The 13,914-nt window shown below is 60.1% G+C and carries 12 protein-coding genes, 1 other RNA gene and 1 pseudogene; 9 read left to right on the top strand and 5 right to left on the bottom strand.

The window, feature by feature from the left end:
• Window positions 1-45: 45 nt before the first annotated feature.
• Window positions 46-267 (top strand): hypothetical protein, encoded by a 222-nt coding sequence (locus ACSVIK_RS13190; RefSeq protein ID WP_442444759.1) that lies wholly within the window; start codon window positions 46-48, stop codon window positions 265-267.
• Window positions 268-320: 53 nt separating this feature from the next.
• Complete coding sequence (locus ACSVIK_RS13185; protein ID WP_442444758.1) at window positions 321-608, top strand: DUF3509 domain-containing protein; 288 nt, start codon at window positions 321-323, stop codon at window positions 606-608.
• A gap of 86 nt (window positions 609-694) precedes the next feature.
• Here the strand turns inward: ACSVIK_RS13185 and ACSVIK_RS13180 are convergent, their stop codons facing one another.
• Window positions 695-1,669 carry a phytanoyl-CoA dioxygenase family protein gene (locus tag ACSVIK_RS13180; protein WP_442444757.1) on the bottom strand — a complete coding sequence of 325 codons (975 nt, stop codon included), beginning with the start codon at window positions 1,667-1,669 and terminating at the stop codon, window positions 695-697.
• Window positions 1,670-1,808: 139 nt separating this feature from the next.
• On the opposite strand from ACSVIK_RS13180, the gene ACSVIK_RS13175 reads away from it, so the two are divergent.
• Entirely contained in the window at window positions 1,809-3,398 is a 1,590-nt protein-coding gene (locus tag ACSVIK_RS13175) for a bifunctional 3-(3-hydroxy-phenyl)propionate/3-hydroxycinnamic acid hydroxylase (protein ID WP_442444756.1), read from the top strand.
• Between the two features lie 57 nt (window positions 3,399-3,455).
• On the top strand, window positions 3,456-4,133 hold the full coding sequence (locus ACSVIK_RS13170) for a TetR/AcrR family transcriptional regulator (protein WP_442444755.1): 678 nt from the start codon (window positions 3,456-3,458) through the stop codon (window positions 4,131-4,133).
• Here ACSVIK_RS13170 and ACSVIK_RS13165 read toward each other — a convergent pair.
• Entirely contained in the window at window positions 4,103-5,335 is a 1,233-nt protein-coding gene (locus ACSVIK_RS13165; protein WP_442444754.1) for an NADH:flavin oxidoreductase/NADH oxidase family protein, read from the bottom strand. The two genes, ACSVIK_RS13170 and ACSVIK_RS13165, sit on opposite strands and share 31 nt — an antisense overlap.
• Before the next feature lie 237 nt (window positions 5,336-5,572).
• On the opposite strand from ACSVIK_RS13165, the gene ACSVIK_RS13160 reads away from it, so the two are divergent.
• The 3 genes from ACSVIK_RS13160 (at window position 5,573) to ACSVIK_RS13150 (ending at window position 8,429) form a co-directional block, all read left to right on the top strand.
• Entirely contained in the window at window positions 5,573-6,151 is a 579-nt protein-coding gene (locus ACSVIK_RS13160; protein ID WP_442444830.1) for a TetR/AcrR family transcriptional regulator, read from the top strand.
• A 78-nt stretch (window positions 6,152-6,229) separates the two neighbouring features.
• Window positions 6,230-7,321 carry a VOC family protein gene (locus ACSVIK_RS13155; protein ID WP_442444753.1) on the top strand — a complete coding sequence of 364 codons (1,092 nt, stop codon included), beginning with the start codon at window positions 6,230-6,232 and terminating at the stop codon, window positions 7,319-7,321.
• Between the two features lie 151 nt (window positions 7,322-7,472).
• Window positions 7,473-8,429: a fumarylacetoacetate hydrolase family protein gene (locus ACSVIK_RS13150; RefSeq protein ID WP_442444752.1), complete on the top strand. Its 957-nt coding sequence runs from the start codon at window positions 7,473-7,475 to the stop codon at window positions 8,427-8,429.
• A gap of 988 nt (window positions 8,430-9,417) precedes the next feature.
• Here the strand turns inward: ACSVIK_RS13150 and ffs are convergent.
• Window positions 9,418-9,514: signal recognition particle sRNA small type (ffs, locus tag ACSVIK_RS13145), an RNA gene on the bottom strand.
• 334 nt (window positions 9,515-9,848) lie between these two features.
• Between ffs and ACSVIK_RS13140 the strand changes: the two genes are divergently transcribed.
• Window positions 9,849-11,030 carry a DUF4236 domain-containing protein gene (locus tag ACSVIK_RS13140; RefSeq protein WP_442444751.1) on the top strand — a complete coding sequence of 394 codons (1,182 nt, stop codon included), beginning with the start codon at window positions 9,849-9,851 and terminating at the stop codon, window positions 11,028-11,030.
• A gap of 252 nt (window positions 11,031-11,282) precedes the next feature.
• Here the strand turns inward: ACSVIK_RS13140 and ACSVIK_RS13135 are convergent, their stop codons facing one another.
• The gene (locus ACSVIK_RS13135) at window positions 11,283-11,816 is read right to left on the bottom strand and encodes a hypothetical protein (RefSeq protein ID WP_442444750.1); all 534 of its coding nucleotides are present in this window, start codon (window positions 11,814-11,816) and stop codon (window positions 11,283-11,285) included.
• Between the two features lie 1,165 nt (window positions 11,817-12,981).
• On the opposite strand from ACSVIK_RS13135, the gene ACSVIK_RS13130 reads away from it, so the two are divergent.
• Entirely contained in the window at window positions 12,982-13,680 is a 699-nt protein-coding gene (locus ACSVIK_RS13130; protein ID WP_442444749.1) for a tyrosine-type recombinase/integrase, read from the top strand.
• A gap of 130 nt (window positions 13,681-13,810) precedes the next feature.
• On the opposite strand, the pseudogene ACSVIK_RS13125 reads toward ACSVIK_RS13130, so the two are convergent.
• Window positions 13,811-13,914 (bottom strand): annotated as a pseudogene (locus tag ACSVIK_RS13125) (IS5/IS1182 family transposase); the annotation flags it as partial.

The raw sequence follows: 13,914 nt of genomic DNA, 5'->3' as shown, positions 1-13,914 counted from the left end.
AACGCGCATCGATGCGCACCTGCGTTAAAGGAAATACTTAGAAAAATGAATACTCAACATCAGATCCAGAAAGCCATCAGCACCCTGACCCACGCCTTCGCCCCGTTCGACTGCCGTATCCAGGCAGCGCGCAAGGGCAGCTTCAGCTTTACCCTGGTCGACAAGACCGGTATCGCCCAGTACAGCCAGCGCCTGTACCCCGGCCAGTACAACGACGACTCACTGCAACAGGTGATCGAGCGTACCCGCCAGTCGCTGGTTGCTTGAACCTATCTATCATCCTGATGTCAAACGTGGCCAATCTCAGGATGGAGTAGGTCATGGAACTCACCAACCAGCAACTCGTCGATCACCTGTTCACTCCGCTGCGTGCCAACTTCAGTTCGCCACGGCCTGATGGCAGCATCATCCTCGCCTTGCTCGACGAGAGCGACAGTACCGTCTACAGCCGCGTACTGGCCAAGCCCCAGCTCGACGACCAGGACGCCTTCGCCCAGAGCCTGGAGGAAATCCGCCTGGAGCTGGCGGTACGCGCCGGCAACATCCCGGCCGATCTGCGCAAGACGCTCAAGGAGCAGGACAGCGTGCTGAACTATCGCACGGCCTGAGCCCTCCTCGCCCGCAATAAAGAACGCCCGATGCCATTGGCATCGGGCGTTTTGCATCAAACGCGACCTCTGCAGTCGCCCCTCGCTCAACTATCGGGCTTCGTCCAGGTCTGCTTGAACGACCGGGCTCTGCCAGGTTTCAACGCCAGCCGCGTTGCCGCGACGGCATTGTCCAGCAATGAACCCAGCAGCTTGCTCGCGGCGGCTCGCTCCGGCCTGACGCGCGTAGCCCTCTCCCGCGGATCCATCTCGGGCAGAATGCGCGGGAACGCAGCGCCCTGCAGCGGCTCACCCTGCGCCGAGTCATGTTTGAAGTGGATCGGCATGCGCTTGGCAGAAGGTGCGTAGACCACGTCGTCCCCCACCCAGCGCAGGGCCAGGGCGCGGCGACGCCGCGTGCGCGACTGGTTGCCATGGGAGCCATGCAGGGTCAGGGGGTGGAACATCAGGATGTCGCCCGGCTCCATGTCCCAGTCGAGCAGCTCGTAACGCTCGGGATGAGCGTTGATATCGGGGATGTCGTCCATCTGCTCGTCGATGATGGTCGCCACGTAATCCGGCGAAATGGCCTTGAACCGTTGCGGCCATTTGTGTGACCCCTTCACGTACAGCAACCCGCTGTTCTCGCGGTTGACCGGATCGCAGGGGATCCAGAACGAGCAGATCTGCTCGCCACGGATGGGCCAGAAACTCAGATCCTGATGCCAGGGCGTCGGTGCATCCGTTCCGGGCTCCTTGACGAACATCTGATCGTAGAAGAAGCGCACCTGCTGCGAGCCCATCAACTGCTGCGCCCAGCGTGCGAAAGGCCCGTAGTAGATCAGGTCGCGCAGGGCATCGATGCGTTTCCACAGAAAGATGTCCATCTGGTAGCCCTCCACCTTGCGCGACATGAAGCGCCCCAGCAGCGAGGCATCACTCCTCGCCGTCTCGATGCCGTTTTCCAGCAGCTTCATCCAGTTGGGGTCGATGGCCCCCTTGATCATGATGACGCCATCGTCGTGGTAACGCTGAATTTCTTCAGCGCTCAGGGTACGAGCAGGGTATGCGGGAAAGGACATGGGCGGACTCCCTCGGCACTTTGGTGCACGGCTTGTTGTAATTGGTCTTTTAAGTCAGCACTCAATATTGAGAAATTATTCATTTTTGAATAATCTGCCAAAAATAAGCCCAATCACTGCGCCATTACAAGAGCCCGACATGCATAACAACAACAAAGCACTGCCCGATAGCGTCGACGTCCTGATCATCGGCAACGGTCCGGTTGGCGCCACGCTCGCCGCCCTGCTCGGCCGCCACGGCACCCAGACGCTGGTGATCGACAGGACTCACGACATCCTGCTGATGCCGCGCGCCATCGCCCTGGACAACGAGGCGCTGAGAATTCTCCAGCAGGCCGGTCTCGCCGAGGATGCCTTCGACAAGGTAGTGATCCCCGAAGTACGCATGCACTGCCCGATCATCGGTCAGTTCGGTCGCGCCAATACCAGTGGCAGTGTGGATGGGCACCCCAAGCTGGTGACCTTCTACCAACCGGATCTGGAGCGTGCGATGCGCGCTCAGTACCAGCGCTTCGACAATGTCAGTTGCTTCGGTGGGCTGGAGCTGGAGGATCTGGCCCAGGACGACGAAGGCGTCACCGCCATGCTGCGCGCCGAAGACGGCGGCCTGCATCGTCTGCGCGCCCGCTATCTGGTGGGCGCCGATGGTGCCAGCTCGAAGGTGCGCAGCCTGATCGGCCAGGACTTCGAGGGCCAGAGTTACAGCGAGGACTGGCTGATCGTCGATGCCTGCCAACGCGAGGGCAAGGCCATCGACCATGTCGAGTTCATCTGCGATCACCGTCGCCCGATCCCGCACATGCCCGCCCCCGGCGGCCGCGAGCGTTGGGAATTCATGCTGCGCGCCGGGGAAACCCGCGAGCAGGTGGAAGACACACGCTACATCGGCAATTTGCTGCGGCGCTGGATCGACCCCAGCCAACTGCAGATCGAGCGTAAGGCGGTATATCGCTTCCATGCACGCTGCTGCCAGCATTTCCAGCAAGGCCGTGTATTCCTGGTCGGCGACGCCGCCCACATCACTCCGCCGTTCGTCGGTCAGGGGCTGGTCGCAGGACTGCGCGACGCCGCCAACCTGGCCTGGAAGCTGAGCTGGGTTCTGCAGGATCAGGCAAACCCGGCGATTCTCGACACTTACGAGCAGGAACGTCGCCCCCATGCCCAGGCCATGATCAACATGGCTAAGCTCATGGGTCGCCTGATCATGCCGCGCAATGCACTGCTGGCGATGTTGGGCCACGGCATGATGCGCGCACTCAGCCTGATCCCCGTGGCACGACGACAGTTCGAGGAGCTGGAGATAAAGCCCAAGAACATCTTTCGCCGTGGCCTGTTCATGAACAAACGCGGCCAGGTGAAAGTTCGCCGAGGTGGCCTGCTGCCGCAAGGACTGGTGCGCACGCGCGAAGGCCACATCCTGTTGAGTGACGAGGCATTGGGGGATGGCCTGACCTTGCTGGGCATGGGCATCGACCCCTGTGCGGCGCTGCCCGCGGCTCTCAAGCAGCGCTGGGAAGCCGCCGGTGGACGGTTTCTGCAGGTCGGTCAACAAGGGCAACGCAGCCTCTGCGCCACCCCCTTCATCGAAGACCTGGGACAATGCCTGACCCGGATTGCCCCTAGCGGCTCATTACTGGTGGTTCGCCCGGATCGCATCCTCCTGCACGACGGCACGGCTGGGCAAGCCACCGAGCTCATCAGCGACTGCCTGCGCTTGTTGGGAAAGTGAATGGCTCACTCGTAGCGCACTCCATTATCATCGGGCTCTTCCCCTCGGGACGCGATCATGAACGAAGCCAAGACCGACAACGAGCCCGCCGCGCCTAGCCGCGGACACAAGAAACGTGAGCGCACCCGCCGTGGCCTCATCGATGCCGCCGTGCGCCTGCTCGCCCGCAAGGAGCTGGGCGAAATCGCCCTGCTCGACCTGGCCAACGAAGCGGAAGTGGCCAGCGGCACCATCTACAACTACTTCCGCTCGCGCGACGAAGTCGTCGAGGCGGTCGGCCTGACCATGGCCGACGAGTTCTCCGAGTCGATCGCGCAATACAGCGCGGGGATCGACAGCGGCGCGCAGCGCATGGCCATTGGCGTGCGCATGTTCATCCGCCGGGCCATGGCGGATCCGGACTGGGCCAGCGCCGTGATTCGGGTGGTGCACTCCGATCAGGCGATGCGCTCGAAGGTCACCGGCTACGTGCTGAACGACCTGCGCACAGGCAAGGCGGAAGGCATCCTCAGCTACGAGCATGAGAGCATTGCCCTCGACCTGCTGGTTTCCAGCACGCTCGGCGCCATGCGCAGCGTGGTGGAAGGTCGTGGCGTCAGTGAGCACGACGTGCTGGTCGCCGAGATGATCCTCAAGGCACTGGGCGCGACGGCGGCCCGGGCTCGCAAGCTGGCTCGGCAGGAGTTGCCGGAGCCCGCGCAGGGTCAGCCCTTGCTCGCTACCCAGCGGCGATAACGCCGCGCCTGCAGCCTGAGCTTGACCTGGCTGCCCAGCAAAGCCAGCAGAGGCGAAGTACCCGCATGGGTCGGCTTGCCCCGGCCAAGCAACACCAATTGCTTCTTCATCACTGCCTGGGTAGCGGCAGCGGCCAGGGCCTTGTTCTTCCAATCCACCACCACCGGCTGCACCGCGATGTCCTCGCCCGCTCGCCAGCGCGCCGGCAAGGCAGGTTCGATGGCCAGGGCGGTGGCCATGCCGATCATCGCCACACCCTGCTCCACCGCCCGTTCGGCCACGGCCTTGCGACGCACACCGCCAGTCACCATGATGGGCATGGAGGCGACTTCGGCGATGCGTTCGGCGAACTCCAGAAAATAAGCTTCGCGCGCCAAGGTGCTGCCATCGCGGGTTTGCCCCTGCATCGCCGGGCTCTCGTAACTACCGCCAGAGAGTTCGACCAGATCCACCCCCCGCGATCCCAGCATCCGCACCACTTCCGCTGCATCGCCGGCCTCGAAGCCGCCACGCTGGAAGTCCGCCGAGTTGAGCTTGACCGCCACGCAGAACGGCGCAGCGACCCGAGCACGCACCGCCTCGACGGTGCGCAGCAGGATGCGTGCCCGGTTTTCCAGGCTGCCGCCCCAGTCATCGTTGCGGCGATTGCTGAGCGGGGAAAGAAACTGGCTGAACAGATAGCCATGGGCCGCATGGATCTGCACCCCGGAAAAACCGGCCCGCTCGGCCAGCAGCGCGGTATTGAGATAGCGCTGGATAAGTTGCTCTATCTGCTGCTCGTCCAGCGCCACGGGCTGAGCGAACAGCTTGGACAGCCCGGGAATCTGCACGGGCACCGCCGATGGCCCGAGGGCAGGCTGCCCCATGCTGGCCATCAACTGGCGCCCCGGATGATTGATCTGCAGCCAGGCCTGCGCGCCCTGGCTGCGACAAGCGGTGGCCCAGGCCTGGAAGCGCGGCAGGTGCGCGTCATCTTCCAGTACCACGCCAGCCGGGCCGGTCAGGGCATGCCGATCCACCATCACGTTGCCGGTAATGATCAGCCCGGCACCCCCTTCGGCCCAGGTTCGGTAGAGCCGGGTCAGCACCGGCCCGGGCGCATGGTCGGCATCGGCGAGGTTTTCCTCCATGGCCGCCTTGGCGATGCGATTGGGGATGACGGCGCCGTTGGGCAGGTGCAGCGGCTGGAACAGCTTGCTCATGGATTAAGCATCCTCTGCGAAAGACAGCATGAACCCTGGTACGGGCAGGCCGGCCCCTCCTGAAACACAGGCGGGATGCCAGCGAAACAGCGCAGATAAAAGCAAAATTGAACACTTGTGTCCATTATTTATCATTTGCGCTTGACCAATATTGAACACCGCTGTTCAATCACTCCCATACCCTAATCGGAGATGCCTGCATTGTCAGAGCTCAGCCCCGCCCAGCGCCGCATCCACATGGCGGCCATCCGCCTGTTCGCGGAAAAAGGCGCCGCCCAGTTGCACGTCAGTGATCTCGCACAGGAAGCCGGTGTTGCCCGCGGCACCATCTACAACAACGTGGACAACATGGATCAGTTGTTTCAGCAGGTGGCCAGCCAGCTCAGCAAGGAAATGCACCAGCGCGTCAACAACAGCTTCGTCGGCCTGGAAGATCCAGCCGCGCGACTGGCCAATGGCATCCGCCTGTTCATCCGGCGAGCCCATGAAGAGCCGCACTGGGGTGCCTTCCTCAACCGCTTCGCAATGAGCGACGCCTCACTGCGCGAAATGGTTTACAGCCAGGCCACTGCCGATGTCCTGAAAGGCTTGAGCACCGGCCGCTACCGCTTTGCCCAGAGTCACCTGGCCAGCGCCATGTCGCTGATCGCCAGCTCCACGCTGGGAGCCATGCTGCTGGTGCTCGAAGGCATCAGAACCTGGCGCGACGCGGGCAGCGAAACCGCCGAACTGGTGCTACGCGCGCTGGGCATAGCGGAAGACGAAGCGCGGCGACTGGCAAGCGTCGAGCTGCCGCCACTGCCCGCTCTGGACTGATCAACGCTGGATATGCAACGGCCCATTCTCATGGGTCGCCGGCCTGGCTTGGCCCGAAAAAAGCCACGGAGAACGACAATGGCAACAGCAACTACAACAGCCATGCTCGCCACACCTCAACCGGCGCGCCACCCCCAGCCGGTGGTCAAGGCCGTGACGCTGGCCCACCTGATATTCGAGCGTCCGGATCTTGCGCAGGCCGAAGGTTTTCTCGCTGATTTCGGTTTACAGCCTGCCGGGCACGATGCATCCACCCTGTATATGCGTGGCACCGGCCCTGCTCCGTACTGCTACCGGGTGCACCTGGGCAAACGCCCACGCTTTCTCGGCTTCGCCCTGAGCCTCGCCAGCCGCGAGGATCTACAGCGCATCGCCAGCCTGGCGGGAGCCTCGGCCATCGAGCCGCTGCCAGGGCCCGGAGGGGGCGAACGGGTACGTCTGATCGACCCTTCGGGCTTTCTGGTGGAGGCCATTCATGGCCAGCAGCCTGCCGAACCCTTGGCCCATCGCGCACCGCTGCCATTCAACCTGGCAGGCGAGACACCCCGCATCAATGCCACCCAACGCCCTCCTGTCGCGCCACCCGAGGTGATCCGGCTGGGCCACCTGGTACTGGAAGTGGCCGACTACCAGGCCACCTGCGCCTGGTACACCGAGCATTTCGGCTTCATCCCCAGTGACGTGCAGGTGCTGCCGGACGGCTCGCCGGCGGTCAGCTTCCTGCGCCTGGATCTGGGCGACACGCCCGCCGACCATCACACCCTGGCGATCGCCCAGGGCTTCATGGCGGCCTACAGCCACAGCGCCTTTGAGCTGGTGGATGCCGACGCCGTCGGCATGGGGCAGCGCGTGCTGCGGGAAAAAGGCTGGAAGCATGCCTGGGGCATCGGCCGGCACATCCTCGGCAGCCAGATCTTCGACTACTGGCAAGACCCCTGGGGTGACAAGCACGAACACTACTGCGATGGCGATCTGTTCACCGCCGAGCACCCCACCGGCGTGCACGCGGTCAGTCCCGAAGCCATGTCGCAGTGGGGGCAACGCATGCCCAGAAGCTTCACCAAACCCGTGCTCAACCTGACAGCCATCGCCGCACTGCTGCGCAATCTGCGGCGCAGCCCCGACCTGACCCTGCGCAAGCTGATCACCCTGGCGCGGATGTTCGGCTAGCGCCATGGCCAGATTGAAACGTCGCACCCTGCTCAAGAGCGGCCTGCTTCTAACCGGCACGGCGCTGCTGCCCGTCAGCGGCCATGCCAATGAAGAAGAAACAAAACCCCTTGCCACCCCAAAACCGACCATCTCATCGGGAAGCCTTGCCATGCCTGTGCATATCGTCCGCTTCGAGCACCAGAACCTCATCCAGTGGGGCGTGATCCGTCAGCAGCGCATCACCCCCATTCCCGGTCAATACGCCAGCACCGGGGATCTGATCCGCCAGACCCGACCGAGCGACCTGGCGGCACTGCCAGAAGGCGACCTGGCGCTGGCCTCGGTGAAACTGCTCTCCCCCGTGACCCGCGATCAGCAGTTCATCTGCCAGGGCGCCAACTATCGGCAGCACATGATCGAATCCGGCATGGATCCGGACGAAAAGCACTTCAACATGATCTTCACCAAGGCCACCAGTTGTATCGTCGCGGCGGACAGCGAACTGATCAAACCACGGGAAGTGCGCTTTCTCGACTACGAGATCGAGCTTGGCCTGGTGCTCAAGCGCGATATCGACAGCCGGCAGGAGGTGACCGATGCCAACCTGCACGAATTCATCGCCGGCGTGGTGATCGTCAACGACTACTCGGCGCGCGACATTCAGATCCCTCAGATGCAGTTCTACAAGGGCAAGAGCTACCGCACCTTCGGCCCGGTCGGCCCCTATCTCTGCCTGCTCGATGCCGAGCACATGCCCTACCTGAAAAAGCTGCAATTGCACCTGAGCGTAAATGGCCAGCCCCGCCAGCACGACAGCAGCGCCAACCTCGTGCATGGCCCGGCCGAGACACTGAGCGAACTGTCGGGCGTACAGGATCTGGCTGCCGGCGACCTGATCGCCACCGGCACGCCGGCAGGTTGCGCCCTGAGCGTTCCCTCCCCCATGAAACAGCGCATCGGCGCCCTGCTGCCGGAAGCGGTGAAATGGAAGGCCTTCATGAAGACTCAGGAGAGCCGCAGCGAGTACTACCTGAAACCAGGCGATGTCGTCGAGGCCAGCATCCGCAGCGAGGATGGTCTGATCGACCTGGGCATGCAACGCAATGTGGTGGTGGAGCAGGCCTGAGTTCGTCTCGCCCTGCGCGATTGCCGCAGCAGGCGTCTAAAAAATAAGGCTATTCGGGACAATCAGTCTTGATACCGGACTGGCAATTCGGTGTTGGTTTTTCTGGTGTCTGTTCCGGATTGCCGCAGTGTTGTTGATGTTTTCTGTTTCGCCCTCCCGGGCGAGTCACTTTGCGGGCAAAGTAACCAAACCCTCCGCCCGATCATCCGGCCCTCGCTGCGCGAGGGTTCGCTCACTCCATCGCCGCTCCAGAGGCCCGCCGCGGTGGGCCATCCCTGGCCCATCGCGGCTCTCGCGACATCCATGTCGCTCAACCTCTTCCACGACGACTCCGTTCGCCCTCCTGGGCGGGCTCTGCACGCGCCTGAACCCGAGGTAACCCAGAATTAGCGCGGAGTTTTGAGTACAGGGTCAGCCTTAGGGCTGACCTAAATGCCGGCTGCAAGCCGGCAAGCTGTTCAACGCATGAAACTGCGCGAATGAAACTATTGGTTTAACCGACGGCTACGTCGTGACTTCGCTGTTACCAGAACACGCCAGGCATGCCCGGAGCAACTGTACGTTCAGGCGCGCAAATGCCCCCTTCAGGAGGCCGAACGTAGGCATTGCGCAGGGGGCGAGCGGCATGGATGCCGCGAGAGGCGTAATGGGCCAGGGATGGCCCATGTACGCCGACCCCGGAGCGATGCCGGAGTGAGGGAAGTCGAGCGAAGCGAGACCCGAATGGCGGGGGTGCGTTTCTTTTGCTTACTTTTCTTTGCGCAGTTCAAAGAAAAGTGAGTCGCCCGAGGGGACGAAACCCAGAATCTCTGAAAACACCTAAAGCGGCGTCCAGAACATCAACCAAGACAACGAGACCACACACAAACTTGCCAGTCCGGTATCAATCAAGCCCAGCATAACGCGAAGAACCAGAAATGCAGGCAGACCAGCCGCCGCAGCACTGGCGTGCAGAACGAGAAAAACAGGGGAAATAAATGGAGGTGAACCCTACCAGCCACACCCCGGCACACGATGTTCCCGCTGTGGCTGCTCCCTTCCGGGCCTGACCAGGTTCACGGGTAATCGTTGCGAGGGGACCGGCAGGGCCCACCATAACGCTGCCAAGAGGCCCGTTTTAGAGCCTTACGAGAGACAGCGCCACATCTGAAGCGGTCTTCACCAGACCACACAGGAAAATGGAAGTCGACGCCATTGTAGGCGACCACCTAGGTCAGCCTGCAAGGCGCTTTGTACCACCTGTTTGCCTCCCTTTTGTACCACCTGAGGAACAGGTATAGGCGCCCGTTGCTGCCACCTTCAGCCCTCAAAGCCCCCCGAGAGAGCCGGCCACATAGGTCATGGCTTGCAAAATGCGCCTTGCTTCCCCAGGCTCGCGTTGGAAAACAATAATGACGCTAGCAATAAGGAGAGTTCGTCATGGCGATGCGCTTCAGGAAATCAATCAAGCTAGCCCCTGGCGTCAGAATGAATATCAGTGGGTCAGGCGTTGGCTGGACACTAGGACCACGGGGCGCATCGGTAGGAATTGGCAAACGGGGAGCCCGACTGAACACCAGCTTCATGGGCTTTTCCAGCAGTCAAAAACTTTCGGGGCCTTCCAGACCGGCCAGACCCGCACAACCGAAAAGCCAATCGACTCTTGTGTCCCTGACCTGCGCCCTGCATGACGACGGTACGCTGACCTTCCACGACGCTGACGGTAACGATCTACCTGAGCATGTGATTGAGGCAGCCAAGAAGCAGAACAGGGAGCACATCCTTGGGATGATTCAACGCAAGTGCGATGACATAAATGGGAACATCGCGGCGCTCGGCACCATCCACCTGGACACCCCCAGCTGCACTTCTAGGCCCGTCTATGTCGAGGTGTCATTCAGTGAGCCAGAACCAACCCCTCCCTGCCCTCGTAAGCCGAACCTGCTTGATAGGCTGCTCAAAAAACGTACGCAGCGCCTTGAGGCGTTAAATGCAGAGGCCTATGCGCACTTCACTTCCAGCCATAACGCCTGGTTAGGTCAGCGGACAAATCACCTGCGGAATGAGCAGGAAAGACGAAGATTGATCGAAGAAGGGATATACAACTCCACCTCCGATATGGAGGCGTGGCTGGAGTACACCCTTCAGGACATTTGCTGGCCGAGAGAGACCGATATCTCCCTGGAGTTACTGGACGGCGGAGACTGCGTTGTGCTGGACGTCGACCTTCCTGAAATCGGGGACATGCCTACCGCCACCGCAAGTGTACCGAGTAGAGGCTTGAAGCTATCGGTCAAGGAGCTGTCCGCCACAGCGATCCAAAAACTCTACATGTCTCACGTCCATGCTATTGCCTTCAGGATCATAGGAGAGACGTTTGCAGCGTTACCCAAAGCAACCAAAGTCGTTCTCTCCGGCTATTCACAGCGGCCTGACAAGGCCACCGGAAGAATCACAGACGAGTACCTTTTCTCCGTTCGGGTTGACCGGGGCGCTTGGAGCGACATTGACTTTGGAGGTCTGGCGAATATTGACGTCGTTGAAGCATTAACTCGCTTCGACCTACGCCGACAGATGACCAAAACAGGCAGCTTCAAAGCCATCGAACCTTTCTCGCACTGAGTACAGAATCGAACCGCCGAGACACCCTTAAAAACCATACCCCCGCACCATCAGTGTTCTGGCTGCGCGGAAGAGCTGAGATTGTACGACCCTCTTGTACGACTCGTCAGCTAGCGGATAAAGGTGCGTTATGTAGAGATCAAGTGGATGAGGTAGAGCCTGCATGCTTTTCCAGATCAAGCCACATCTCATAGGTGCCACACGCACGCTTCAGCGAATTAATGCTGGAAAGCGTCGATACGTAAGACTAGATCAGTGGGTCTCTGAGTCGAAGACGAACTTGTCGCCTAGGATGCTTTCGTAATCGATGAGCAAGCGAGCACGAGACCTGAGCAGCTCTGCTACTTCCTCAGCTGTATGGCGGCTTGGCGTGATGCTGAGGATTTCGTATTTCTTGCCTGCTGGGGTCACTTCACCGACGGTGAACATCTCCCATGCCTGCTGGCTAGGCATGTCGTCGAACAGGATACGCGTGGCGTTCTGTATCAGATCTGCTCCCTCGCCCTCTATCACGTTGCCATCCACTTCAAGGCGAATTGCTTTGATGATTGCCGGCCCCAAGCCGACATTCTCGAGGGTGTAGGCGTAAAGCTCAGGGCCGTGGGCATAGTGATTCCAGCCAGAGAGATGCGGCATAGACATTTTCCGGTTGTGCTCTCTTTGTAGCCACATCTGCCAACCGGTGAAGCCAAGCGCTAGAGCTGCAATGAAAGTAGAGGCGATTTCAGTAACAGCGATACCTCCGTCTTGAGCGGTACAGGTAACTGCCACGGATATTGGATCCATCACGCTTCCCTTCAATCGCTGATTTAACTAAGAGCATAATCGGTAGGCTGGATGGAGTCACACTGACGAACGAGATGCATCACGGAAAGGGGGGCACAGTTTTACTAGCTGCACGCGTAATGTCTGTTTCTGGATGTAGGCAGGCTAGGGCACGCACCGAAGCAGTGACCAAATGGGGACCAGTGGGAAGCAAGGATTTGGCTTCCAAAGTGAAACATGTCCCCCCGAGGGCCGCTTCAGCTCTATCCAAAGCCATTACAAGTTGACATTAGGGCTGTTTTCTGGCGAAAAATCTGAGCGGCCTTAGTAAGTAATGTCGCGACTGAGTTCCCCCGTACCCACCCCGCAGCCCCTTACATCAGCACCACCGTGCTCGTCACCACATCAAAGGCGAGCGTACTAGGTGCCAGTTCATCCTGACTTAGGCGGCAGCGCCTCAGACTTGGCTCAGTAAAGCCAGATGGTGCTCTTGATCGTCTGAGCAGCGATACCTTCGACTCATGGGGAACAGTCGGAACCCTGAAACTACGACGTAACTGTTGGCTATATGTGTAAGGGTTTTCGGCCTATCCAGCCCTGTCGATTAAGCGATGCCCATAATGCCGGCTACCTTAGCCGATCTGGAGCAAGCTGAGCCGCAAGACAAGGAAGCGGGGCTCCGAAGAATATTGATGGCAAGACCGTGGCCACCCAGTGAACGGAGGACAGCAAGTAAGCGCCCTCCCCCGGTTCGGAACCTGATCCACAGATTCAAACAGCTTGCCAGTACTAACAATCCAATGGCAGGATTTACGATAGTTCGTTGCGAGCTAGTCAGAGGTAATTTTTGCGCTCAAGCAGCGGCGGAAATCCTCAGTCCGCCACCTCTCGACGACTCCTTCTTACAGACACCGCTATCGCTAGGTTGAGCTGTCAGAAGGGAGGTCGCCTGATCTGCCACGATTCTCAGCTTGTTGGTTTTCAGATCGTGGTAGGCGCACGCACCAAAAACTTCCGGATCCGGGTATATCGCTCGTTCACTCCACTGGGGAGTTGGCCGGTAGTAAGCGCTGACGAAGCTCGCGCTGCAGCACTGACGCTGCTTAGAAACAGTCTAGCCGCCGGCCCCCTCTACTCAGATTACGAAGGCACACTGCTGGTTAGGCCGCAGCAGAGGCCGCCTCGGATGAACGCCTCGTCGCTCACGCTGCAACAACTGCTCGACGTTTATTTGTCGACACGGCGATTGAAGCCGAGAACAGCAGAAGACTATCAGTCCGTTATAGATCGCTATGCGAAAGACTGGCGCAACGCTGATTGGCAGGCAATTACCACCGACAGTTTTGAGGCGCGCTTCGGCATTGTCAGTGAGCGCTCCCATGCACAGGCCAACTATCTCGTACGCGTCATATCCGCCCTTTGGTCGTTCGGCTGCGCCAAATACGATGTAACCCTTCCCAACCCCACGCAACGGATCAAGGCATTGGGAGGATTACACGCCATCAAACCAAAAGACCGCTTACTTCCTGACGCCGTTCACCCCAAATGGTGGCAGGCGGTTGCAGCGCTGCGGGATAAAGAAGCATCCGCTTTCTTATCGTTCGTTGCTCTGACCGGTTGCAGGAGGTCTGAAGCGCTGGGCCTGGAAGCTACCGATATCGACTGGCATTCCAGAACGGTGACATTCCCCGATACCAAGAACGGAATGACACATCGACTACCTCTTGGAACCCGCTTATTTAGCTATCTCTATGACCACTGCCACGGGCGCACTGGTCGCGTATTCAGGCTCAATGGGCGCGGGATAACGGCTTCTACCGCAGAGGTTTCAGAAAGGATCGGCTTCAAATGGACGGCTCACGACTTAAGGGAAGGTCTGAAATAGGCCGTTATTTCTGGCCGACTTCGGTCGCTACCGATTTTGAAAGAGTCCATCTGATCAGAAATGCTCAGATCACCCGTTTATTTTGCCGCCTCTGACCTCCGCACGCCGCCTGCGGAGGCCATTTTCCACATCACAGATGCACCTCTCCTGCACCCCCCAACAAATATCGGCGTGCCATCCACAGATTCGACAGAGCAAATAACGTCACCATCTGTACCGTGTTCTTCACCAAGC

It is taken from the genome of Pseudomonas sp. NCHU5216 (genome assembly GCF_052156495.1).
Lineage (GTDB): Bacteria > Pseudomonadota > Gammaproteobacteria > Pseudomonadales > Pseudomonadaceae > Aquipseudomonas.
This window is presented reverse-complemented; position numbering and strand designations above follow the sequence as displayed.

Coding starts and splice junctions, on each gene's coding strand:
- ACSVIK_RS13130 (WP_442444749.1), top strand. CDS start 12,982: ATGAACGCCTCGTCGCTCACGCTGCAACAACTGCTCGACGTTTATTTG.
- ACSVIK_RS13135 (WP_442444750.1), bottom strand. CDS start 11,816: ATGGATCCAATATCCGTGGCAGTTACCTGTACCGCTCAAGACGGAGGT.
- ACSVIK_RS13165 (WP_442444754.1), bottom strand. CDS start 5,335: ATGAGCAAGCTGTTCCAGCCGCTGCACCTGCCCAACGGCGCCGTCATC.
- ACSVIK_RS13150 (WP_442444752.1), top strand. CDS start 7,473: ATGCCTGTGCATATCGTCCGCTTCGAGCACCAGAACCTCATCCAGTGG.
- ACSVIK_RS13160 (WP_442444830.1), top strand. CDS start 5,573: ATGGCGGCCATCCGCCTGTTCGCGGAAAAAGGCGCCGCCCAGTTGCAC.
- ACSVIK_RS13185 (WP_442444758.1), top strand. CDS start 321: ATGGAACTCACCAACCAGCAACTCGTCGATCACCTGTTCACTCCGCTG.
- ACSVIK_RS13170 (WP_442444755.1), top strand. CDS start 3,456: ATGAACGAAGCCAAGACCGACAACGAGCCCGCCGCGCCTAGCCGCGGA.
- ACSVIK_RS13155 (WP_442444753.1), top strand. CDS start 6,230: ATGGCAACAGCAACTACAACAGCCATGCTCGCCACACCTCAACCGGCG.
- ACSVIK_RS13175 (WP_442444756.1), top strand. CDS start 1,809: ATGCATAACAACAACAAAGCACTGCCCGATAGCGTCGACGTCCTGATC.
- ACSVIK_RS13190 (WP_442444759.1), top strand. CDS start 46: ATGAATACTCAACATCAGATCCAGAAAGCCATCAGCACCCTGACCCAC.
- ACSVIK_RS13140 (WP_442444751.1), top strand. CDS start 9,849: ATGGCGATGCGCTTCAGGAAATCAATCAAGCTAGCCCCTGGCGTCAGA.
- ACSVIK_RS13180 (WP_442444757.1), bottom strand. CDS start 1,669: ATGTCCTTTCCCGCATACCCTGCTCGTACCCTGAGCGCTGAAGAAATT.